Source organism: Cellulophaga sp. HaHaR_3_176, assembly GCF_019021925.1.
In the GTDB taxonomy this organism is placed as follows: Bacteria; Bacteroidota; Bacteroidia; order Flavobacteriales; family Flavobacteriaceae; genus Cellulophaga.
On the sequence record NZ_CP058990.1, the window covers coordinates 2,849,669 to 2,872,573 of the forward strand.

Annotated in this window: 21 protein-coding genes; 5 read left to right on the plus strand and 16 right to left on the minus strand. The window is 31.9% G+C overall.

All coding sequences use genetic code 11. From position 1 onward, the window contains the following. Nucleotides 1–49: 49 nt before the first annotated feature. From H0I23_RS12610 to rplU, 4 genes are all read right to left on the minus strand, one after another. Nucleotides 50–2,914: a TonB-dependent receptor gene (locus H0I23_RS12610; RefSeq protein WP_216783651.1), complete on the minus strand. Its 2,865-nt coding sequence runs from the start codon at nt 2,912–2,914 to the stop codon at nt 50–52. A gap of 166 nt (nt 2,915–3,080) precedes the next feature. Then, complete coding sequence (locus tag H0I23_RS12615; RefSeq protein ID WP_216783652.1) at nt 3,081–4,658, minus strand: tetratricopeptide repeat protein; 1,578 nt, start codon at nt 4,656–4,658, stop codon at nt 3,081–3,083. A 145-nt stretch (nt 4,659–4,803) separates the two neighbouring features. Continuing rightward, nucleotides 4,804–5,064 carry a 50S ribosomal protein L27 gene (gene rpmA / locus H0I23_RS12620; RefSeq protein ID WP_216783653.1) on the minus strand — a complete coding sequence of 87 codons (261 nt, stop codon included), beginning with the start codon at nt 5,062–5,064 and terminating at the stop codon, nt 4,804–4,806. 26 nt (nt 5,065–5,090) lie between these two features. After that, nucleotides 5,091–5,750 carry a 50S ribosomal protein L21 gene (gene rplU, locus H0I23_RS12625; protein ID WP_216783654.1) on the minus strand — a complete coding sequence of 220 codons (660 nt, stop codon included), beginning with the start codon at nt 5,748–5,750 and terminating at the stop codon, nt 5,091–5,093. A 215-nt stretch (nt 5,751–5,965) separates the two neighbouring features. Here rplU and H0I23_RS12630 point away from each other — a divergent pair, with 215 nt between their 5' ends. Continuing rightward, entirely contained in the window at nt 5,966–6,382 is a 417-nt protein-coding gene (locus tag H0I23_RS12630; protein WP_216783655.1) for a hypothetical protein, read from the plus strand. A gap of 8 nt (nt 6,383–6,390) precedes the next feature. On the opposite strand, the gene gldD is transcribed toward H0I23_RS12630, so the two are convergent. From gldD to mutY, 4 genes are read right to left on the minus strand one after another with little or no spacing between them, the layout of a single operon-like run. After that, entirely contained in the window at nt 6,391–6,957 is a 567-nt protein-coding gene (gene gldD, locus H0I23_RS12635; protein WP_216783656.1) for a gliding motility lipoprotein GldD, read from the minus strand. Further along, a complete protein-coding gene (gene gldE, locus H0I23_RS12640; protein WP_216783657.1) occupies nt 6,947–8,275 on the minus strand; it encodes a gliding motility-associated protein GldE in 1,329 nt (442 codons plus the stop codon). Before gldE ends, gldD begins: the two co-directional genes overlap by 11 nt. A 23-nt stretch (nt 8,276–8,298) precedes the next feature. Then, a complete protein-coding gene (locus H0I23_RS12645; protein WP_216783658.1) occupies nt 8,299–8,772 on the minus strand; it encodes a single-stranded DNA-binding protein in 474 nt (157 codons plus the stop codon). 25 nt (nt 8,773–8,797) lie between these two features. After that, the gene (mutY, locus tag H0I23_RS12650; protein WP_216783659.1) at nt 8,798–9,835 is read right to left on the minus strand and encodes an A/G-specific adenine glycosylase; all 1,038 of its coding nucleotides are present in this window, start codon (nt 9,833–9,835) and stop codon (nt 8,798–8,800) included. A gap of 126 nt (nt 9,836–9,961) precedes the next feature. Here mutY and H0I23_RS12655 point away from each other — a divergent pair, with 126 nt between their 5' ends. The 3 genes from H0I23_RS12655 (at nt 9,962) to H0I23_RS12665 (ending at nt 12,674) form a co-directional block, all read left to right on the plus strand. Further along, on the plus strand, nt 9,962–10,252 hold the full coding sequence (locus H0I23_RS12655; protein WP_013549904.1) for an HU family DNA-binding protein: 291 nt from the start codon (nt 9,962–9,964) through the stop codon (nt 10,250–10,252). A gap of 296 nt (nt 10,253–10,548) precedes the next feature. Then, nucleotides 10,549–12,099, plus strand: coding sequence for a ribonuclease E/G (locus tag H0I23_RS12660; RefSeq protein ID WP_216783660.1), 1,551 nt, complete (start codon nt 10,549–10,551; stop codon nt 12,097–12,099). A 98-nt stretch (nt 12,100–12,197) separates the two neighbouring features. Further along, nucleotides 12,198–12,674, plus strand: a complete 477-nt coding sequence (locus H0I23_RS12665) for a regulatory protein RecX (protein ID WP_216783661.1) — start codon at nt 12,198–12,200, stop codon at nt 12,672–12,674. Between the two features lie 52 nt (nt 12,675–12,726). Here H0I23_RS12665 and H0I23_RS12670 read toward each other — a convergent pair whose 3' ends face one another. From H0I23_RS12670 to H0I23_RS12705, 8 genes are all read right to left on the minus strand, one after another. Then, entirely contained in the window at nt 12,727–13,221 is a 495-nt protein-coding gene (locus H0I23_RS12670; RefSeq protein ID WP_216783662.1) for a DUF6646 family protein, read from the minus strand. A 68-nt stretch (nt 13,222–13,289) separates the two neighbouring features. Next, the gene (locus tag H0I23_RS12675) at nt 13,290–14,147 is read right to left on the minus strand and encodes a cupin-like domain-containing protein (RefSeq protein WP_216783663.1); all 858 of its coding nucleotides are present in this window, start codon (nt 14,145–14,147) and stop codon (nt 13,290–13,292) included. Nucleotides 14,148–14,257: 110 nt separating this feature from the next. After that, complete coding sequence (bioB, locus tag H0I23_RS12680; protein ID WP_216783664.1) at nt 14,258–15,346, minus strand: biotin synthase BioB; 1,089 nt, start codon at nt 15,344–15,346, stop codon at nt 14,258–14,260. Nucleotides 15,347–15,479: 133 nt separating this feature from the next. After that, entirely contained in the window at nt 15,480–16,634 is a 1,155-nt protein-coding gene (locus H0I23_RS12685; protein ID WP_216783665.1) for a beta-ketoacyl synthase N-terminal-like domain-containing protein, read from the minus strand. 10 nt (nt 16,635–16,644) lie between these two features. Next, nucleotides 16,645–17,913, minus strand: coding sequence for an adenosylmethionine--8-amino-7-oxononanoate transaminase (gene bioA / locus H0I23_RS12690; RefSeq protein ID WP_216783666.1), 1,269 nt, complete (start codon nt 17,911–17,913; stop codon nt 16,645–16,647). A gap of 89 nt (nt 17,914–18,002) precedes the next feature. After that, nucleotides 18,003–18,620, minus strand: a complete 618-nt coding sequence (bioD, locus tag H0I23_RS12695) for a dethiobiotin synthase (protein WP_216783667.1) — start codon at nt 18,618–18,620, stop codon at nt 18,003–18,005. A gap of 4 nt (nt 18,621–18,624) precedes the next feature. Then, on the minus strand, nt 18,625–19,005 hold the full coding sequence (locus H0I23_RS12700; protein WP_216783668.1) for a DUF2007 domain-containing protein: 381 nt from the start codon (nt 19,003–19,005) through the stop codon (nt 18,625–18,627). Then, on the minus strand, nt 18,998–20,167 hold the full coding sequence (locus H0I23_RS12705; protein WP_216783669.1) for a pyridoxal phosphate-dependent aminotransferase family protein: 1,170 nt from the start codon (nt 20,165–20,167) through the stop codon (nt 18,998–19,000). Before H0I23_RS12705 ends, H0I23_RS12700 begins: the two co-directional genes overlap by 8 nt. A gap of 200 nt (nt 20,168–20,367) precedes the next feature. Here H0I23_RS12705 and H0I23_RS12710 point away from each other — a divergent pair, with 200 nt between their 5' ends. Continuing rightward, nucleotides 20,368–22,827, plus strand: a complete 2,460-nt coding sequence (locus tag H0I23_RS12710; RefSeq protein WP_216783670.1) for a hypothetical protein — start codon at nt 20,368–20,370, stop codon at nt 22,825–22,827. Nucleotides 22,828–22,905: the final 78 nt, after the last annotated feature.

The following is a 22,905-nucleotide window of genomic DNA, read 5'->3' on the forward strand; positions in this document are numbered from 1 at the left end:
GTTTTATTGAATTTTATTTGTTTTTATGAGGCAGCACCTAATCTGATTTTTATTTTTTAAATAAATCGTATTTCAATCCAAACGTTAGGCGTTGTCCGTAATACTCCAACTGTTGTGTACGGCTTTCAACACCTTGAAAATAGCGTAATGGTTGGTTTGTGATATTATTTAAATCCATGTAAAAACTCAAACTTTTATCTACTTTAAAAGAAGCGTTAAAATCCACGAATAATTGAGTGCCATAATATCTATCTTCAAACTCATTACCACCCAATTCATCTATATAAGAATCAGAAAAATTTGTAGAAAGTCTTGCTGAGAATTTTTTATCGTTATACCCTAATGAAGCATTAAAGGTATTTGGTGTTGTATTGGGTAAATCTATATTTTCTCTCTCTTCTCCATCTTCATTTTTTATACCATCAGCTGAAGAAGAAATAAAAGTGTAATTTACATATAAACTAAAATTACGCGCAAACCCTGGAAGAAAATCTAATTGACGCTGGAAAGCAAATTCCGCCCCAAATATTTTTGCCCCATCTCCATTAAGTGGTTGAAACAATTCATAACCCGTTGTTCCTGTTCCAAAAGCTTCATCTACAGTCTCTGTTCTTGAAGTATAAATAAAATTATCTATGTTTTTATAGAATACACCTCCTGAAATAATCCCTACACTCTCAAAATAATGCTCTCCCATAACATCAAAATTCATCGATGTTGTTGCTTCCAAATCAGGGTTACCAATAACAATTTCTTCATCACCAGATATTATATCTACAGAAGGAACTAAGTCTGCATAATTAGGTCTAGCTAATGTATTTGTCCATGCAAAACGTAAAATTGTTTGCTCTGCAAGAGCATATTTTAAATGCATACCAGGCATTATGTTTGTATAAGAACTCTCTTTTGTTATTTGTCCTTCTAAATTCTCCTCATCCGCAATTCTATTCCCTATTGCCGTAATATTAGTTGCTTCAACTCTTACCCCAAAAAGAGCACTTAATTTTTCTGTGACTTTTTGGTTTGTCATTGCATACCCTGCAAACACATTTTCATCTACATTAAAATTTGCTCTTAAAAACTCGTCTGGCACAGATTCTCCGTTAACTAAATTCAAAGCTCCTAACCATTTTTCGTCAGCAAATGTGCCTATCTCATACTGGCTACCTGCTAAAAATTTAGAATCTGATAAATTATTTGTAGGCACACTGGCCAAAGTTGGAAAATCATCTTCAAGATCAAATTCAAAAAAATTATTATCTCTTAATTTAGATTTTATTCTTGCTCTTGCTCCAAATTTCACAAAACCATCTCCATTTCCGAAAATATCTGACGGAAGTTCAAAATTTACAAATACATTAAAATCTTTTTCTTCTGTATATTGATTCTCTTCTGTAGCTTCATCATATTCAAAATTATCGAGACTTGCATCTGCAACATTTTCAGTTATAAACAGAGGATAATTTGAGTCAGTATTATCATTTAACACACTATACTCACTTTTAAAAACGATATATCTTTCGTTTAATCTTTCCTCTGATGCTTTTGCTAAAGAAGTCATCCAATCTACTTTTAAATTACCCCATAAATGTTTTCCACCAAGACTATAGTTTTGCATACGTTGATCTTCTAAACGACGATTTTTGTTTCTATCGTTATCAATACCGCCTTTCGTCTCTCTTGATATTTCCGCAGGAAACCTTGTTACGATTCCGTTAGTAATCGTAAAATCACTCTCTTCAATATCTTCTGCATCTAACATTTCACTTTGCACTCTAAATCTATTTTCCCTGTCATCTCTCCAGTTATAAATCGTTTTTAAAAAAACAGAGTTATTAGCATTGAACCTATAATCCATATTAGCAGAAAAACTTCTTCTAATACGCTGAACTAGGTACTCACGTTGCTCGAAAACATTTGCATAAGGATCAACATCTATTTCTTCCAAAATAGGCTCTCCTTCACCATCATCAGATCCTGTATAATATTCAAACTCATCTGTCCATTCTGCTTCAATATTATCAGAACCAAAATCACTTGCGTTGTAAGATGCCGAGAGCATCCACCCAAATTTACCGTTAGTACTTCTATCACCTAAAAGAAATGAACCATTATAATTTAATTTATCATTAATAAAATTAACTCCAGAACCTAAAGTAGATGACAACCTAAAGCTCTGTGAAGATGTTCTTGTAATTAAATTTACAGAACCACCCAATGCATCTGCATCCATATCAGGTGTAACTGCTTTACTAACTTCAATGGTTTGAATCATGTCTGCCGGAATTAAATCCATCTGAACATTTCTATTATCACCTTCTGCCGATGGTATACGACTACCGTTTAAAGTAACAGAGTTTAATTGAGGTGAAAGCCCACGAACAATTACATTTCTAGCCTCACCTTGATCAACCTGCATAGTTATACCTGGTATACGTTTTACAGCATCACCTATGTTAGAGTCTGGAAACTTCCCGATCTGATCTGTTGACACAACATTTGTAATATTTAAGTTTGTCTTTTGTGTATTCAATGCTTTTGACTGACTACTCAAACCATAACTTACAACATCAACTCCATCAAGCTCTACACTTTTAGGTGTGATATAAATTGATACTACAGCTGTTTCATTATTTACTACAGTTACACTTTGTTCTAAATCTGCGTACCCTAAATAAGACACAAAAAGACTGTATGTTCCCGTCGGCACATCAATTAAAGAAAATGTACCATCAAAATCAGTTACTGATCCTTTTTTTAATGTTTTAATAAATACTGTTGCACCTGGTACATTTATTCCGTTCTCGTCAGATATAGTACCTTTTACATTTCCACTTTGCCCCATAATTGCAGTACTACAACAAGCAACAAGCAGTAGAAATAAAGTGAATTTTAATGTTTTAATAGATTTCATTTTCGTTGGTTTTATTACCGACAAAACTATGTATACCAAACAGATACAATGTTTATTTAAAGAGAACAAAAAGGAAAGATTAGTTAAAACGAATAGAAACAATAAGGCAACAATAAGAATTTATTTACATTGAGCTAACCCTTTGCAAATATTACGCACGAAACACCTAAAAAGACTTTAAAAAAGCGCTCAAACTTTCTTTAGAATCGATTGGTAATTTTTTTCTGAGTCTGTAACGAGAAACTCGAACACTATCAGGTGTCAACCTTAATATAGATGCTATTTCTTTTGAGGTTAAGTTAAGACGTAACAGAATACTCAATCGCAATTCTGCAGCAGATAAAACACTTAAAGCTGAATTTGTAATTCTCTTAATATAATCTGGATGTGTTTCTTTAAAAAATGACATAAATTCATCCCATTCATCTTCTTGTTCTAAATTATAGTCAATCTCGCCAATTACTTCATTTAGCTTTCTTTTTAAATCAACATTTGTACGTTCTAAACTATTTTTTAAAGTATTAGAAAGATTAGAAAGCATTTTATTTTTCTGAGATAAGTGAAGGCTATATCTAGAAAGCGTTAAATTCTTTAAATCCACCTCTTTTTTAAGGCTATCTTCTTCTATTTTCTTTTTCTCTAATTCAGCATTAACAATTCGCTTCTCATATTCTAAAGCCTGCTTTAGTACTCGACGCTTTTTTGAAATATATAAATACCAAGCTAATCCTAAGAAAACAACTGCTATTATAGATAAAAGCAGTAAGTTATTATGCGCTTTATCAACTTTACTATTTTGAAGTAACAACCTTATTTTAGATTCTTTTTCTTTGGTATCATAAATTGTTTGGAGTGCATTAGCTTGATTACTACTTTGAAGTTTTCTATTCTCTATATCTAATTCAATAAATGTATTTAATGCATTATTTGATTTTTCAAAATCCTGTAACAAAGCATAATTTTTAGAAAGATCCTTATACGAACTAGCTTCTCTTTCCGTATCTCCAATTTGTTTCGCTACCGACAAAGATTGTTTAGTATAAATTAATCCTTTATCAAAAAAACCAGTTTTCCGATACACGTCGCCCAAATTGTTTAAAATACTAGATAATCTAACATCTTGTTTATCTACATGAAGCGACAAAGCTTTTTCAAAATACTTTTTAGCAAGGTTAAATTGCTCCAAATCTTCATATATACTGCCAATATTTTCATTTACGACTGATATTCCGTCGACGTCAGCTATTTGCTCATATAATAACAAACTCTCTTTTTGATGTTCTAAGGCTATTATATAATTTCCTTTTTTTTCAAAACAAGCACCTAAATTACTTTTACTATATGCAATTTTCTTAGTATCACTCAAATCAAAAGCCTCATCAACACCTTGCCTAAAATATCTTTCAGCAGTATCGTAATTTTTTAAAGACAAATGAATTTCCCCTAATTTATTTAATAGCGAAATGCAGAGGGAATCTTGCTTACCGCCCTTACACAAATAAAGAGATTCATTAAATTGATTTATAGATTCTGTATAAACTGATTTTTGTTGGCAAAAAGCACCAAGATTAAAACGAGCTAAAGCTATTGTTTTAAAATTTTCAGATGCTATAGCTTTTTTCAACTCATCATTTAGTTTTATATAAACATCATCAGAGTTTGCTGCTTTAGAGGGCTGAGAATAAATAGTAATTGAAAAACAAAAAAGTGAAGTGCAAAATAAATAAAGTAAGTTTCTAACCATAATAAACAATTAAAACAATTGTCCAAATTACTGGTTATAGTTTTCCTAAAGATTAAGAGTCCGTTACCTTATAGTGAAATTTAAAACAAAAAAACTCTTTCCATTTCTGAAAAGAGTTTCTAAATTTTGAATACTAGAAAGATTTCTAAGCCTCAAAAGGCTCAATAGAAACGAAAGATTTACCTCCTACTTTCTTTTGGAATTTTACGATCCCATCTACACGTGCGTGTAAAGTATGATCCTTTCCTGCGTAAACATTTTCTCCTGGATTGTGTCTAGTTCCACGTTGTCTAACGAGAATGTTGCCAGCTATTGCAGCTTGACCACCAAAAATCTTAACACCTAAACGTTTTGATTCTGACTCTCTACCGTTTTTAGAACTACCTACACCTTTCTTATGTGCCATTTTGTTACGGTTTTATTTTGTTATACTTATGCTGGTTTCCCACCATCTAATTCATCTTGCCATTTCTTCAACTCATCCCATTTACCTTCAGCAGCTAATTTAGCTTGTGCAGGCCATGTATCAGTTACGTGGTTACCACGAACGTCAGCGATGATTTCAGAGATTTTTGCAGCATCAGTTTTTGCTAATTCAGCAAAAGTTGAAATTCCTGCAGCACTCAATGTTTCCGCAATTTTTGGTCCAATACCTTCAACTTTTTTCAAGTCGTCAGCTTTTCCATCTTTTTTAGGAGCAGCGGCTTTAGCAGCTACTTCTTTTTTAGGCTCAGCTTTTTTTGGAGCTGCTTCTTTTTTTGGAGCTGATTTTTTAGCACCAGAAGAAACTATACTCTCAATTACTAACTCAGTTAAATACTGTCTGTGACCGTTTTTAACCTTGTAACCTTTACGTCTTTTTTTCTTAAAAACGATTACTTTGTCACCTTTAAGGTGCTTAATGACTTTTGCCTCAACAGCGGCTCCGTCTATAGCTGGGGCGCCAATAGTAATGTTGCTACCGTCTTCTAATAAAAGAACATTGTCAAAAGTAACTTTACTTCCTTCTTCGTTCTGTAAACGGTGAACATACACTTTTTGGTCTTTCGCAACTTTAAATTGCTGCCCTGCTATCTCTACAATTGCGTACATAGCTTGTGTTTGTTATTAATCAATATTTCAACACCTATTTTCAATAGGCGGGTGCAAATATACTGCTAATTCCTTAATAAACAAGTGTTTTTATCATAAAATAAACTAATAATTCATACTCAAATAATCATCCAAAATTAAGAATAACGAACTACATTTAATTAAAGAAAAGAAAGAAATAGTATCTTTACTTTTATCACTTAAAGATTTTTGACATGAAAAAAATTACCTTACTTATCAGTTTCGCTTTATTGACTTTAACTTTTTCTTGCAAAGAAAAACCTAAAAACGAAGAGCCTAGCCAAATGTTACAGGTAATGGCAGTACATGACGAGGTAATGCCTAAAATGAGTACTATAGGAAAATTAATTGGCCAAATTGATGATAAAATTAATAAAGAAGGAAGTTCGGAAGCTCTTGTAAATGCCAAACAAGAACTTAAAGACAGTAACAAGGCTATGATGGATTGGATGAGAGGTTTTGGAGATAGATTTGACACCGATGAAATCATGAAAGGAAAAGCTTTGACCGACGAAAAAAAGAAATTTTTAGATGAAGAAGAGATAAAAGTTAACGCTCTTCGCGATAAAATGAATTCTAGTATTCAAAATGCCGAAGCAATTCTTAAATAAATTTAAATCTACTCTTCGCTAGACCATCTTAATGTTTCCATAATTGTTCTCATATCACTCTGTAGATAATCTGCGGCAGGTAATATGGAATCGTAGTTTGGTTTTCTATAAAAATATACAGAACCAGTTACAAAATGATTTATACTATCGGTTAAATAGAATTGTGATTGCGATGCAGCGTCCCCTATAATTTGAAAATAAGTTCCATAAACTTTATTATCCTCATTTATAAAAGTTCGTGGTTCAATTTTATCTGCCTTTTTCATATGTTCTAATGAAAGTTTTTCGGCATCAGTTATTAAATTTTTAAGATTATCATCTATTTTTTTATAGGTTATAAAAATAGCCCCCTTCATACCTGGATAATCTATAATAATTGCATTCTTATTTTTAATTACCGGCTTGGCTTGCTCATTATAATTAAATGTCAGCTCCCCAACGTTCAACTCAGCTTCTTTTGCCATAGGATACTCTAAACGAAGCATTGCCTTTGGCTTAGGCATAACATTTTCATCTTCACAACTTACGAGTAAAAAACCAAACAAGAATAATACAACAGCAGATTTACAGTTCATTAGGCAATGTAACTTTAATTTGTTTCAATCTTTTTTTATCTAAACTTTCTACAATAAACTTATAGTCTTTAAATAAAATTTTTTCTCCTCTTTTAGGAAAACTACCTGCTATTTCTAAAATAAAGCCAGCAATTGTTTCAGATTCTCCTTTTTGATCTTCAAAGTCACTTTCATCATCAATTTTTACGACACGATAAAAATCTTTCAGGTTCGTCTTTCCATCAAAAATATAATTATGATCATCTAATTTTGAGAATATTAAATCTTCATCATCAAACTCATCACTTATATCTCCAACAATTTCTTCAATAATATCTTCTAAAGTAACAATGCCTGAGGTTCCTCCGTACTCATCTACAACAACGGCTAAATGATTTTTTTTATCTTGGAACTCCAATAATAAATCATCTAATTTTTTATTCTCAGGAACAAAATAGGGCTCCCTAATTAAAGACATCCAATTAAAAGTTTTACGCTCTATATAAGGTAGCAAATCTTTTACATACAAAACCCCTTGAACATTATCCATATTCTCGGTAAAAACAGGAATTCTAGAATATCCTCTTTTTTTAATTTCATCAATAACCTCTATGAATTTCATATCTGAGCTTAATGCAAAAATATCAATACGAGGACGCATTACTTGTTTGGTATCGGTATTACCAAAAGAGACAATACCTTGTAATATCTTCTGTTCCTCTTTAGTTGTATCCCCTTCTGAAGTTAACTCCAAAGCTTGAGAAAGATGATCTACACTTAGGTTTGATTTCTGTTTCCCTAATTTATTATATAAGAATATGGTTACAGAACGCATCGGTGAACTTAATGGCGTAAATAAAAAATCTAAAACCTTTAAAGGAAATGCCATTGTTATTGCAAATGTTTTCTGATTTCTATTTGCATATACTTTCGGTAAAATTTCTCCAAACATTAATATTAAAAAAGTCACAACAACTACTTCTAACAAGAAACGAACAGAAATAAAATCAAGTATTTGGTAATTGATATCAGCAAAAAAAACATCACCTAACGCCGTAAATAATAATACAATAGCAATGTTTATAGCATTGTTAGCAATTAATATAGTTGCCAAAAGTTTTTTAGGTTTATCTAAAAGCTTTACAACTATAGCACCTTTTGCCGTTTTCTCTTCATCAATACCATGAACATCTGTACCTGAAAGTCCAAAAAAAGCTACTTCTGCTCCAGAAATTAAAGCAGAACATAAAAGTAATAATATAAGTACTACTATTTTTAGCACCAATGTACCATCTAGTACAATGAAATCTAATAATATCCTAAAGGGGTCTGGGTCCAAAGTTGAAGTTTAAATTATTTTAATTAAAATGGTAAGTCATCATCTTGTTGAGGCTGACTATTAGCTGGTGCCGGAGAAGAAGGTTTATTTGTGTTTTCTGTTGGTTTCTGAGTCATTGGCTTTACAGATGGAGCTGATTGAGCGCCACCCATACCTTCTTTTTTAGTTGTTAAAAAAGTAAAGTCTTGAACATGAACCTCAGTTGTATATCGCGCTTGCCCATCCTCCCCTTGCCATTGTCTGTTTTTCAACCTTCCCTCTACGTAAACCTTGTCTCCCTTACTTAAATATTTTTCACAAACTTCAGCAGCTTTATTTCTAATAACAATATTGTGCCAATCTGTATTTACTACCTTTTCTCCTGTTTGTCTATTGGTATATGACTCGTTTGTTGCTAGCGGAAAACGCGCAATACAATTACCACCATCGAAATAATGAATTTTAACTTCATCACCTAAATGACCTATTAACATAACTTTATTTAACGTACCACTCATACCATAAAATATTTTGACAAAAATACTAAAAATTAAACGTCTTTATAAAATCTGCGATCAAAACTGGAACAGGATATTTACCTAAATCTTCTACTGGAATTCCGTTTAAAATTTCTCCTTCACTGCTCACTATCCAAAAAGTAGTATACAAATGCTGATGCGACAATTTATGTACGACCTTATCTGAATTATGCTTAACTAAATCAACACTTTCATCTATATCTATAAATTGGCTCAACTTAGATAAAATAATATTTTCATCTATCTCGTTTTCAGCTTCCACAAGCGGAAATTCATATAAATTTTGCCAAATACCCTTACCTATCCTTTTCTGTAAATATGTTTCGTTATTATTATTTACAATAACAAGGTAATTAAAATACCTGATTTTAACTTTAATCTTTTTTAATTTAACGGGTAGCTCACCTATTCTATTGTCTTTATAAGAAACACAATTATTTTTTAAAGGACAAACTGAGCAATTAGGGCTTTTAGGAGTACACTGTATAGCTCCAAACTCCATTATACCCTGATTATAATCTCTTATATCATCAGAGTCCATTACTTTTCGAGCTAAATCTTTAAAGTGCTTAACACCCTCAGTACTATTAATAGGTAAAGCTATTCCAAAAAATCTTGACAATACCCTATATACATTTCCATCAACAACTGGTTCTGGTAAATTGAAACTAATAGATGCTATAGCACTCGCTGTATAATCACCAACCCCTTTTAACTTTAAAAGCTCTTTATAAGTATTAGGAAAAACGCCATTATAAGTATCAGAAACAATTTTTGCTGTTGCATGTAGGTTTCGAGCACGTGAATAATACCCTAAACCTTGCCAAAGTTTTAAAACCTCTTCTTCACTTGCCGACGCTAAATCTTGAATAGTTGGAAAATTTTTTACAAATTTCAAATAATAAGGAGTACCTTGAGCTACTCTAGTCTGCTGTAACATGATTTCAGACAACCAAATATTATAAGGGTTTGTCGTATTTCGCCAAGGAAGATTCCTTTTGTTTTCAGCGTACCAGAGAAGAATTTGTTTCGAAAAAATCATTTATAAAAAGCTAAGCATCAAAAGTAATAGTTTATATACTTAAAATTAAGTTCTTTAGAGTGAACATTGAATTTTAATTTATATATTTGCATCCCGAAAAAAACATAGATAAAGCTATTACAGAAAATGACGAAAGCGGATATTGTAACGAGAATCTCAGAAAAACTGGGAATTGAAAAAGGAGATGTACAGGCAACTGTTGAATCTTTTATGGAAGAAGTGAAATATTCATTGGAAAATGGAGACAATGTATATTTAAGAGGTTTTGGTAGTTTTATCATCAAAACTAGAGCTGAAAAAACAGGTAGAAATATTTCAAAAAATACTACCATTAAAATACCTGCTCATAATATTCCTTCTTTTAAACCAGCAAAGGTTTTTGTAGAAAGTGTAAAGAGCAATGTTGAAGTAAAATAAAAAAATTATTAATCTTAAAAGTATATTTTTATGCCAAGTGGTAAGAAGAGAAAAAGACATAAGGTAGCTACACATAAGCGCAAGAAGCGTAGAAGAGCTAACCGTCACAAGAAAAAGTAGTTGTTTCAACTACTTTTTCGTTTTAATACGTTCATTGACATAGAAATTCTGAAAAGAATTTCATCAGGTTTACAAAAAAAACACAAACCTGTTAGACAAAATTGTTTAACCATTTATTTTTTAAATTGACTTTCAAAAAAAGTTGTATTTAAATAAATAGAGAAAAATTGATTCAGGTGAATAGAGAATTAATCGTAAGATCTAGTTCCGAAACCGTCGATTTTGCCTTATTAAAAGATGGGAAATTAACTGAGTTACAAAAAGTAGAAGACAGTAATAATTTTTCTGTTGGTGATGTTTTCATTGCCAAAGTCAGAAAACCAGTTACTGGATTAAATGCTGCTTTTGTAAACGTGGGTTACGAAAAAGATGCTTTTTTGCATTACCACGATTTAGGACCTCAGTTAGCTACCATGCTAAAATTCATAAAGCAAGCAAGCACAGGAAAATTAAAAGATTATTCCTTAAAAGACTTCCCGTTTGAAAATGATATTAATAAAGATGGTGTAATTACAGATGTAATTAAAGCAAACCAATCTTTATTAGTGCAAATTGTTAAAGAACCTATCTCAACAAAAGGACCAAGAATAAGCTCAGAATTATCAATTGCTGGGCGTTACTTAGTTATGGTTCCATTTTCTGATCGTGTTTCTGTTTCTCAAAAGATAGAAAGTACAGAAGAAAAAGATAGGCTTAAAAGACTTGTAAAAAGCATAAAACCAAAGGGATTTGGTGTTATTATAAGAACAGTTGCAGAAGGCAAAAAAGTCGCAGAACTCGACAAAGATCTACAAAACTTACTGGCAAAATGGTCAGTAATGTGTAAAAAATTATACAAAGCTCCGCATCCATCAAAAGTTCTAGTAGAACTAAACAGAGCATCATCTATACTAAGAGATGTCTTTAATGATTCCTTTACAGGTATTCATGTTGATGACGAAGTGCTTTATGAACAAGTAAAAGATTACGTAGCTGAAATAGCTCCAGAAAAAGAATCGATTGTTAAATTGTATAGTGACAATACCGTTCCAATTTTTGAAAAATTTGGAATAGAGCGTCAAATTAAAACCTCTTTTGGTCGTACCGCTGCAATGAGCAAAGGTGCATACCTAATCATTGAACATACTGAAGCGTTACATGTTGTAGATGTTAACAGTGGAAACAGATCTAACAAAGCAAAAAACCAAGAAGACACTGCTTTAGAAGTAAACTTATTGGCCGCTTCTGAAATAGCTAGGCAACTTCGCCTACGTGATATGGGCGGGATTATTGTTGTAGATTTTATCGACATGACCAAAGGCGAGAATAGGAAAAAACTATTTGATCATCTTAGAGATGAAATGAAAGACGACAGAGCAAAACATAAAATTTTGCCTCCTAGTAAGTTTGGCCTTATACAAATTACAAGACAAAGGGTTAGACCCGAAATGAATATTAAAACAACTGAAGAAGACCCTAACCAAAAAGGTCAAGAGGTAGAAGCTCCAATTGTTTTAATAGATAAAATTAATGCCGATCTTGAGAAATTACTCAACGGACCAGCAAAGGATAATGGAATTACATTAAACATTCATCCATTTATCGCTGCTTACATTACAAAAGGTTTTCCATCATTACGCTCTAAATGGTTTTTAGAACACAAAAAATGGATTAAAATACAACCTAGAGATGCATATACATATCTCGAATACCGTTTTAAAAATAAAGACGGAAAAACCATATACTAATACAAAAGCGATCTCAGCAATGAGGTCGCTTTTTTTGTTTTACACAAACTTGTTTTAGTACCTTTATTTTAAACTACAAATAGTATCGGATTTACAACATGTACAAACCTCAACCTTCATACACCATTAACGAAGCAACAAAAAAAATTGAGTATTTTTGTGCATATCAAGATCGTTGCCATAAAGAAGTTTCTCAAAAACTAAAAGAAATGGGAATGATTCCGATTGCCATTGACACAATCTTAAACACTTTAATTCAAGAAAATTATTTAAACGAAGAACGTTTTGCAAAAAGTTTTGCGCGTGGTAAATTTAGAATTAAAAAGTGGGGAAAAAGGCGCATTATAAATGAGCTAAAACAACGCGAAATTTCTAAATACAACATAAACACTGCTCTTAAAGAAATTGATGCAGACGACTACCTAAACACGTTGCATGCCCTAGCAGTTAAAAGAACTGAAGCTATCAAAGAAACTAACATTCAAAAGAAAAGAAAAAAACTAGCAGACTATTTATTATATCGTGGATGGGAGTCTAACTTAGTTTATGAAAAAATTACGGAGTTAATTAAATAAAAAAGGCGATTGTAAAACAATCGCCTTTTTTATTTAACCGAATAACATTCTACTACAAGTTAAAAGTAGCTCCAAAACTGAATACAAATTGATTATGTAATTTCTCAGCAGGTGTTAAATTTTCTGTTTTATATTTTGCAAAAGGTGTTGATGCCTCAATAAACAAACCAAAACCATCAGTAAAAAAATAACGCCCACCTAAATGACCACCAAAATTTTTAAGACCTAAGTTCAATCCAGGGTAAATATCTACATTATCCCCTAATTGAAATACATTACCAAGGTTTGCATTAAAACGAGCTTTTAAATCTACTCTATCTCCAAAATCAGCCCCTAACTCTTTATCTATTCCTAAAACATAAGAAGAAGAAAGACCTAAAGAAAAATTCTCTCCCATACCATAATCATAAACAACTACGATACCTGTTCCATTTTTCTGAAAATTTGCTCCTATCTGAAATTTAGAATCTTCTTTACCCTCAAAAGCTTGAGCATTTACAAAAGACACACCTAAAATCATTGTTAAGGCAACTATAACTTTTTTCATAACTATTTTAATAATATAATTAATACTTTTATTAAGCTGGCAAAGATATCCATTCTAGTTTAATTGCCCTATTTAGCCAGACTATTTGTTCTGTTAATTGCTTTTCTATTTTTCTTATCAATCCACTTCTGCCCATAAAGCCTCCTCATTATATTATCATAATATCGCATAAATATTAGATTATAAACTGCTTTACTTAAATTTTTAGGATTGCGTGCCAATGCTCTTAAACTCATTGAAAAACCTGGAGTTATATATTTCATATAATGCCAATAACCTTCTGGCATATATAAAACCTCACCATGTTTTAAAAAAGTTTTGTGCCCTGATGCACTTTTTAATGCTGGCCATTTTTTAAAATCAGGGTTAGAGAAATCTATACTCTCATGAGTAATCAATGAATACGGTACCTTGTAAAGATGTTTGTTCTGAGATTGATCAAAAAGTATAATTTCTTTTTTCCCTTGAAAATGAAAATGGAATATGTTTGCTAAATCAATATCATAATGCATAAAGGTATATGAATCTTGCCCTCCAAAAAACATCATAGGTAAGCCCTTTAGCATTTTCAAACCAAAATCAGGATAATTAAAATCATCTTGCAATTGAGGAACTTCTTTTAAAATATTCCACAAGAAAATACGAAATTTTGTAGGTCCTTTTTTTAATAAATCGACATATTCAGACATTTTCATCTTAGCATGCGCCTCGTTAAAGCCATCTTCATGACTAACGGGTCGATCATCATACAAGGGGACTATTTTTTCACCCGCAACCGATTTAATATAATCGAGATTCCATTTTTCATATGCAGGCCAATCTTCTATAAATCTCTCAATAACCACAGGCTTTTGAGGCTTAAAATATAGATTAATAAAGTCTTCTTTAGTAATATCTTTTACTCTAGGTATTTCTTGTAAATTCAATGATAAAACAATTTTAAAATAATATTAAATTTAAAAATCCTCTCGACTCTTAGCTTATTAAAATTATCATAAAAATGTCTGCTTACTAAGTAAAGAATTTACCTTATCACCTAAAGTTGAGTCTTTGATTTAGCCGCTTCGTTTCTTTCAATTTTATGACCAGGTCTAGACCATTTAGGTTTTTCACCTAATGTCTGAAATTCTGAGTCTTGAGCTTCAACGGTTTTTGGTTGTGAAACTTTCGTGAATGGTTTTTGAGGGTTTAAACCTAATAATTCAAACATCTCCATATCTTGACTTACATCAGGGTTTGGAGTCGTTAAAAGTTTATCACCTGCAAAAATAGAATTAGCTCCTGCGAAAAAACACATCGCTTGGCCTTCTCTACTCATTTCAGTTCTACCAGCAGATAGTCGTACTTGTGTGTCTGGCATTACAATTCTCGTTGTAGCAACCATCCTAATCATATCCCAAATTGCAATAGGCTCAATATCTTCCATCGGAGTACCTTCTACAGCAACTAGTGCATTTATAGGCACTGACTCTGGTTGTGGGTTTAAAGAAGCTAAAGCAACTAACATACCCGCTCTATCTTCTAATTTTTCTCCCATTCCAATAATTCCACCACTACAAACAGTTACGTTTGTTTTACGAACATTGCTTATCGTATCTAAACGATCTTCAAAAGCTCTTGTTGAAATTACATCTTTATAATAATCTTCTGAAGTATCTAAATTATGATTATATGCATATAAACCAGCTTCTGCTAAACGTTTTGCTTGGTTTTCGGTAATCATACCTAATGTACAACAAACCTCCATATCAAGCTTGTTTATAGTACGTACCATTTCTAATACTTGATCAAACTCTGGTCCATCTTTAACATTACGCCAAGCAGCACCCATACAAACTCTTGAACTACCAGATGCTTTTGCTCTAAGTGCTTGAGCTTTTACATGAGGCACAGTCATTAAATCGTTTCCTTTAACATCGGTATGGTAACGAGCGGCTTGAGGACAATACCCACAATCTTCAGGACAACCACCTGTTTTTATTGATAAAAGTGTAGATACCTGAACTGTGTTCGGATCATGATTTTTACGGTGTATTGTTGCCGCATCATACAATAACTCCATCATTGGTTTATTGTATATATCAAGTATTTCTTGTTTTGTCCAGTTGTGTTTTGTCTCGCTCATGTGCTCAATTAAATCAAGTGTCAAAAATAGCCTTTTTGTAATTCAAATCCCAATAAAGAAATTCTTGTTTATTAAAAAGCTCCTTCGAGAATAAATTCAAAAGAGCTTTTACCTTTTTATTATCTTTCTTATATTATTTTTTCAGCAATATGCTTACAGCATTACCACCAAATCCAACTGCATTTACCAATACTCTTGAAATTTTATCAGGGTGCTTATCGTTTTTTATATAAGGTACATTAATTACTTTTTGGTGTTGTAGCATTAAAACCCCTAACTCTAAACTCAACATACCTGATGCACCAAAAGTATGACCTATCTTCCATTTATTTGTAGTACAAAATGGCTTCTTATTTTTAAATATTTTCTCTATTGCGTTAACTTCTGAAGAATCTCCTTTTTTTGTGCCAGGGGCATGCATTACAATTACATCAACATCATCAGGGCCTATAGTACCTAAAGCCATTTTCATGGAACGCTGAAAACAAACTGCATCAGCAGAAATAGAGATATTATGTTCTAAAATTTCAGTAGCATAGCCTATGCCTTCAATTTCTGCTAAGCTATTTTCTGTTACTCCTTTTTCTAAACACACTACAGATGCACCTTCACCTAAAACCATAGAATTAAATTTTTTATCTAAATCTAAAGCTCGACAAGGATATTCTGTATTTTCTCTTGAATAAATTTTCAATGCTTTTATTTGGGCAATTGTAAACGGTGTTAAAGGTGCCTCACTACCACCCACTAAAAACTTTTCTGCCATACCACCGCGCAACCACGCAACTCCGTTTAATAAAGAGTGTAATGCTGTTGAACACGTTATTGAGTGTGACACTTCAGGACCTTTTGTTTGTAAATCGTGCGCTACCCATGAAGCTATATTACCTAACGTTGTTGTTGGCGAAGCTAATGTTGTAGACACTCCATCTTTTATAAATTCTTCATGATATTTTTCAAACAAAGCAGTAGCCCCTCTTGAAGATCCCATATTTATACCGAAATTATCACCTGCTTTCCAACCTGCGTTTTTTACAGCATTTCGAGAAGCAAATAATGCATACAAGACACTCTCATCTAAACTTTTATATTTAGCATCTGACTGCTGTAATTTTTTTATTTCCTTTTGTCCTTCACTAGTAAGTGCTCCTACCCAAACATCTTCATTATTAATGTTTCTCTTTTTCAAAAGAGTTTTATCTTTTTGGTATGCTTCCCATATCTCTTCTTGAGAAATTCCCAAAGGAGATATAGATGATATTGCAGTTATTGCTATTTTTTCAATCAAAATCTTACTTCTAAATTAATTCCAAAACAGAACGTATACTATCATATATTTTCTGTAATTGTTGTTCTGTAATTACATAAGGTGCTGAAATATAAATGGTGCTTCCTAATGGGCGCAAAAATACTCCATCATCCATAAAATGCTTCATCAACTTATCTCTCAAACTTCCGTATCGTTCCATTTCAACATTTAAATCTAACGCATATATAATACCCGTTTGCCTTGTTTGAAGCACTTTTGGGTGTTCTTTAATTTCTGCATTAAACTTTTTATGTGAAGCCATAATACGCTGTATATTATCTTGAATTTCTTTCGATTTCAACAATTCTATACCTGCTAATGCAGCCGCACATGCTAATGGATTACCTGTATAGGTGTGACCATGAAATAAACCTTTAGAAATTTCACCGCTATAAAAAGCATCATACACATTTTGCGTACAACTTGTTGCCCCCATAGGCACCAAACCTGCAGTTAACGCTTTTGACATGCAAATAACATCTGGTTTTGTAGTAATATAATCTGAAGCAAAATATTTTCCTGTTTTACCAAAACCTGTCATCACCTCGTCAGCAACAGTTATTACTCCGTACTTTTTTAGGAGTTTCAGAATTTCATTTAAACCATCAGCGTCATGCATTTGCATTGCTGCAGCTCCTTGTATTAAGGGCTCATATATAAAACCTGCTACATTATTATTTTTCAACAGCTCTTCTAGCTGATCTAAGGTGTTTGATATATTTTCTTTTGTCGGAGGAGCTATACGCTCTACTTCAATAAAAAAATCTTCAAAAGGACCATTATACACCGAAAGACCTGAAACTGACATTGCTCCAAACGTATCACCATGAAAAGCATCTTCAAAAGCTAATAAAACATTACGTTTTTCACCTCTATTAAAATGGTATTGCAAAGCCATTTTAATTCCGATTTCGGTAGATGTAGAACCATTATCAGAGAAAAATATTTTTTCTTGATTTTCAGGTAATATTTTTATTAATTCTTCTGATAATTTTACAGCAGGCTCATGTGTAAAACCACTAAAAACAATTTGATCTAATTGCTGCATTTGAGCTTGTACTCTACCTAAAATAAAATCATTACAATGGCCATATACACTAGTATACCAAGATGATATACCATCGATATATTCTTTTCCTTCTTCATCTGTTAAAACACAACCTTTAGCTTTTGTTATCGCCAACATGCTATCATGCAATTTATGCTGAGTTAAAGGATGCCAAATGTGTTTTTTATCTCTTTCTGAAATGTTTTTCAATTGTCGTATTTTTAAAAAATCATTGTTAATACACTGCAAAGATGCTAATTAATATGCAACAATTACGACAAGATTAAAACTTAAAATGACTAAAGTAAATCGATGCTTGGTTTTAAAATGTCTGCATATTTTTTGATGGTAGCCTTATCAAAAACTAACTCTTCATTTATTCTACCAAGTATAGGAACTCCTGTTTTTTTACTAATAATTTCTTCTGTTGACGGATGTTCATCTCCACTAAATAAAATGACTACATCATAACCTTTTAATTTTAACCACTCTACAGTCAACAATGTATGGTTAATACTCCCTAAATAATGTCTTGAAACAACTACAACCTTATAATCGGGCATAATAATATCTAACATTGTATCCTCTTCATTTAAAGGAACCAATAAACCTCCCGCACCTTCTATAACCAAATGGTTATTTGTTTCAGGAGCTTCAATATGAAATCTATCAATTTCAACACCTTCTTTTGCTGCAGCAGCATGCGGGCTCATTGGATATTTTAACTCATAACTGTTTTTGTGAATTACAGTTTTTGAATTTGATATTAAACTTTTCACCTTATGACTATCAGAGTTATCCAATTCTCCAGCTTGTATAGGCTTCCAATAATCAGCCTCTAACGCTTCTGTTAAAATTGCTGATGCTATTGTTTTACCTACTTCTGTTGATATTCCTGTAACAAAAAGTCTTTTCATATTTTTAAGGTTTTGTGATCATTTTACAATTTAAACATAAATATTTTCTCTTTTCAAAAAAAGGAAATAGCTTGTGAAAAATACTTTTTCTCTCGTAATAACTTTCTGATTTTTGAGCTTTACAGTTTGGGCATGTTATAGGCAATCCATCATCTCCAATAGCATAACTACGTATACTATCATAAATTTCTAAAGCCCTTTTCTCATCTTCTTTAAATACTTGTAGTTTTGCACCACCAATTGCATGGCTTATCATCGGATCTGAATTTAATGTGTTTTCATCTTTCAAAAAAACTTGAATTTCTTCAGATTCAAGCTTGGTTTTAAGCACTTGCATATCAGACACGTACTCGAATACAGCTATCGTAACAAACTTATCACTCATTACTATTTAGTTTTTCTTTTAAATAAGATAACACCTCAAAAATTTCTTTTTTTGTATTATAACTATGTAAACAAAATCGAATTCGCTCTTGCCCAATTGATACCGTTGGTGATAAAATAGCTTTTACATTAAAACCTTTTTCTTGAATATCTTCAGCTATTTGCTTCACTTCTTTATTACCTGAAATAACGCAACAATGTATTGCCGAAGCACTTGAAATAAAAAACGAACTTAAATTTAAGAATTCTACCTGCTCATTAAAATATTTGATGTTATCTAACAATTCGACTCTGGCAGGTTTTAAATTTTCATGTTTTGTATGCAATTCAACATAAGCTACGCCAATTGTTGCTACAGAATGTGGCGGTAAACCTGTAGTATATATAAAACTACGTGCAAAGTTTATTAAAAAATTCTTTAATTTTTCACTCCCTAAAACAGCAGCGCCATGGCACCCCATTGCCTTACCAAACGTTATTATTCGTGCAAAAACTTGATTTTGAATTCCTAATTCAGATACCAATCCTTCTCCGTTTTCCCCAAAAACTCCAATAGCATGGGCTTCATCAATAATAAAATTAAAATCGCTAGAGTCACAATAGTGAGCAAAAGATTTTAGATCAGGAGAATCACCATCCATCGAAAAAACAGACTCTGTGATTATATAAACTTCAGCAGTTTTTGAAGTAACCACTCGATCTATTACTCCTTTTAAATCCTCTAAATTATTATGGCTAAATTTATATGATTTTGCGTTACTTATTGCTATTCCATCTCTAATACTAGCATGTATATATTCATCATAAAATATAAAATCTCCTCGCTGCGGAATGCAGCTAAAAAAACCCAAATTAGCATCATAACCTGAGTTAAATAACAAAGCAGCTTCTACTTTATGAAATTTTGCAATTTGCAATTCTACCTCATCGTATAATTTATAATTACCAGAAATTAAGCGAGAACCGGTGGCTCCGTTTTGAATTATGTTTCTATCTGATAAGAAACTTGAAGTATTATTAAAAATAGTAGCATTTCTAGAAAAACCAATATAGTCGTTCGAATAAAAATCTACAAAACTAGTAGACGTGTTTAAAGACCGAATAGAGTTTTCAGATTCTCTTTCTTCTAATTTTTTATGAAGTTTATGTGGAAAACTTGACATACAGCAAAGGTAGTATTTTGCACAATAGACTAACGAATAATTAAGCCACATTCGCACATGGCGTTACATATTTACTACAAATCATAATAAGTAAATATTAAATTCGTTTTTTATGTAGAAAATTATTTCAAACCGTTCGTCGAATATTTTATGTCACCTAACTATATTTAACTTATTTTTAACTTTTAATCGCATTCCTATTGGCTAAATTTTTACTTCTATTTTTCTTGTGTTGTTCTTACTGCTTTGCACAAAGTATAAATTTCGATCAACTTGATAAAGAAAAGTGGTTACGATATAACGGTGGTATTTCTGCAAATGGGGTTTATTATGATGGCACTGCAGATCGTCAAAACCTTACGTATTACCTTACCGGAAATTTAAATTTCAATATTGCGGGCTTATATAATATTCCGCTTTCTTTTACATACTCTAATCAAAATTTTGATTTCCCTAGCCCCTTTAGCTTTAATCGATTAAGTCTTCACCCTTCTTATAAATGGGCAACAGCACACATTGGAGATGTTAGCATGACCTTTTCTCCGTATACACTTAGCGGTCATCAATTTACAGGTAGTGGCATTGAGTTAAATCCGGAAGGTAAATTTCAAGTGAGCGCAATGTATGGTCGTTTTTTAAAAGCTACAGAATATGACTCCATAGCGCAAGGAGGAATTACATCGTATAAAAGAAAGGGGTTTGGCCTAAAGACAGCTTATGATTTTGATTTTATGAAGTTGGGTGTTATTTTATTTAAAGCCTCTGATGATGCCGAATCTATAACAGAACCTTTTCCTACAGAATTAAATTTATCACCAAAAGATAATGCCGTAGTATCTTTCGAATCTGATTTTAGAGTTTTTGATAAGGCCAATATTCATATAGAATATGCAATTTCTGGTGTCACTGAAGATTCTCGATTAACAGAAGAAAGGCCCAATAGCGGCCTGCTTTCTTTTTTATTGAAAGAAAACATTAGTACTAATTATTACAATGCGATAAATGCTTCTTTTAATTACCCTGCAGGTAACGGAAGTTTAGGAGTTGGATATGAACGCATAGACCCTGATTATAAAACTCTAGGAGCTTATTATTTTAATAATGATTTAGAAAATATTACTGTAAATGCAAGCCAAACTATTTTTAATAATAAACTTAACTTAAGCGTTAATGCGGGTTTACAGCAAGATAATTTAGATAAAGCAAAAACGTCAGAACAACAACGTATTGTTAGTGCTATTAATGCTAGTTTAACAGCTTCAGAAAAATTGACATTAAATGGGTCGTATTCAAACTTTCAATCGTATACCAATATCCGTGATCAATTCGATTATATCAACCAAGTAGGTGCTCTTGATAATGTAGATACATTAAACTACCGCCAAGTGTCACAAAATGCAAATTTAGGAATCAACTATATTCTTAAGCAGACGGAACAAAAGCAGCAAAGCACTAATCTTAATTTAGTATATCAAAACTCAAACAATGAGCAAGAGGGAGAAACTATAGATGGTGGAGAAAGTGCTTTTTATAATGGAACGGCCGCATATACTTTAGGCTATCCTGATAAAAATTTGAATATTTCATTAGCTGCAAATACATCTTTTAACACTACTGGTGAAGACAAAAGTTTAACTCTAGGACCTACATTAGCTATAGGTAAACAATTTTTTGACAAACAATTACGAACTAATTTTTCTAGTTCTTACAACACATCATACAGTAACGGCGAACAACAAAACAATGTTTATAATTTTAGATTAGGCAGTAATTATGTTTGGTTCGAAAAACACAATTTAAGTCTTAATTTTTTAATGCTATTTCGTAATTCTGTTTTAAATACAAATCGCGATTTAACCATAACTTTTGGGTATAGCTACGCATTTGACAACTTTAAATTTCATCTTAATAAAGGAGAAAAAAACATTGATCATCGATTACAAAAAGCCACAAATGATATATGGAGTTTTAGATATAAAAATGTATCCTACAGTGGTACTGCTGCAGAACTTAATGAACAATTAACAAATGTTTTTCATAGCTCTGAATTTGCCAATATTCCTAAATTTAAAAAAGATGATTTAGAATTACTATTGGCAATTACTAAAAAAGAAAGAAAAGAAGAAAGCTACAAAGAAAGTGCTTTAACCTTCTTAAAAGAATTGTATAGCTACGCTGATTTTAAAGAAACCTACGAGAAAGCCCTTTTTGCGGTCATCAGAAAAATACAAATTGATATGCGTAAAATCGATATCGCTCTTGAACGCCTATTTGTATCTGCTAAACTTGAGGTTGATAACAACCCACTACATAATAAAAAAGAAAGTGACTATACTTCGGAAGATTTAGGGTTAGCACAAGACTATAAACTTGCTGTAAAAGATCAAGAAACCCGCTTGAAAAAATTAGTAGGCCACCGTTGGATGGAAACTAAATTTGCTGAATTTACAGATATAAGTTTTGTAATTGAACCATTAGGCTATTTAAGAGAGTTTAAAGAAAGTAACACGCTAGAAGCATATAAAATATTTGATGAAACTAAAGATGTTACCAAATTAAAGGACTATTTAGAAAATGAAATTATTGATTTCTATTATAAGAAATCTTTAAAAGTGGTAAACCCTGAAAGTTTTGAATTACGATATATAAACAAAAACTAAAAAGGTAATAGCAAGAATGCTGGTGGCATATATTTTTAAACCACAAGCATTCTGTAATGTGAAAAGATAATTAGAGGA

Coding starts and splice junctions, on each gene's coding strand:
- H0I23_RS12610 (WP_216783651.1), bottom strand. CDS start 2,914: ATGAAATCTATTAAAACATTAAAATTCACTTTATTTCTACTGCTTGTT.
- H0I23_RS12615 (WP_216783652.1), bottom strand. CDS start 4,658: ATGGTTAGAAACTTACTTTATTTATTTTGCACTTCACTTTTTTGTTTT.
- rpmA (WP_216783653.1), bottom strand. CDS start 5,064: ATGGCACATAAGAAAGGTGTAGGTAGTTCTAAAAACGGTAGAGAGTCA.
- rplU (WP_216783654.1), bottom strand. CDS start 5,750: ATGTACGCAATTGTAGAGATAGCAGGGCAGCAATTTAAAGTTGCGAAA.
- H0I23_RS12630 (WP_216783655.1), top strand. CDS start 5,966: ATGAAAAAAATTACCTTACTTATCAGTTTCGCTTTATTGACTTTAACT.
- gldD (WP_216783656.1), bottom strand. CDS start 6,957: ATGAACTGTAAATCTGCTGTTGTATTATTCTTGTTTGGTTTTTTACTC.
- H0I23_RS12645 (WP_216783658.1), bottom strand. CDS start 8,772: ATGAGTGGTACGTTAAATAAAGTTATGTTAATAGGTCATTTAGGTGAT.
- mutY (WP_216783659.1), bottom strand. CDS start 9,835: ATGATTTTTTCGAAACAAATTCTTCTCTGGTACGCTGAAAACAAAAGG.
- H0I23_RS12655 (WP_013549904.1), top strand. CDS start 9,962: ATGACGAAAGCGGATATTGTAACGAGAATCTCAGAAAAACTGGGAATT.
- H0I23_RS12665 (WP_216783661.1), top strand. CDS start 12,198: ATGTACAAACCTCAACCTTCATACACCATTAACGAAGCAACAAAAAAA.
- H0I23_RS12670 (WP_216783662.1), bottom strand. CDS start 13,221: ATGAAAAAAGTTATAGTTGCCTTAACAATGATTTTAGGTGTGTCTTTT.
- bioB (WP_216783664.1), bottom strand. CDS start 15,346: ATGAGCGAGACAAAACACAACTGGACAAAACAAGAAATACTTGATATA.
- bioD (WP_216783667.1), bottom strand. CDS start 18,620: ATGAAAAGACTTTTTGTTACAGGAATATCAACAGAAGTAGGTAAAACA.
- H0I23_RS12700 (WP_216783668.1), bottom strand. CDS start 19,005: ATGAGTGATAAGTTTGTTACGATAGCTGTATTCGAGTACGTGTCTGAT.
- H0I23_RS12705 (WP_216783669.1), bottom strand. CDS start 20,167: ATGTCAAGTTTTCCACATAAACTTCATAAAAAATTAGAAGAAAGAGAA.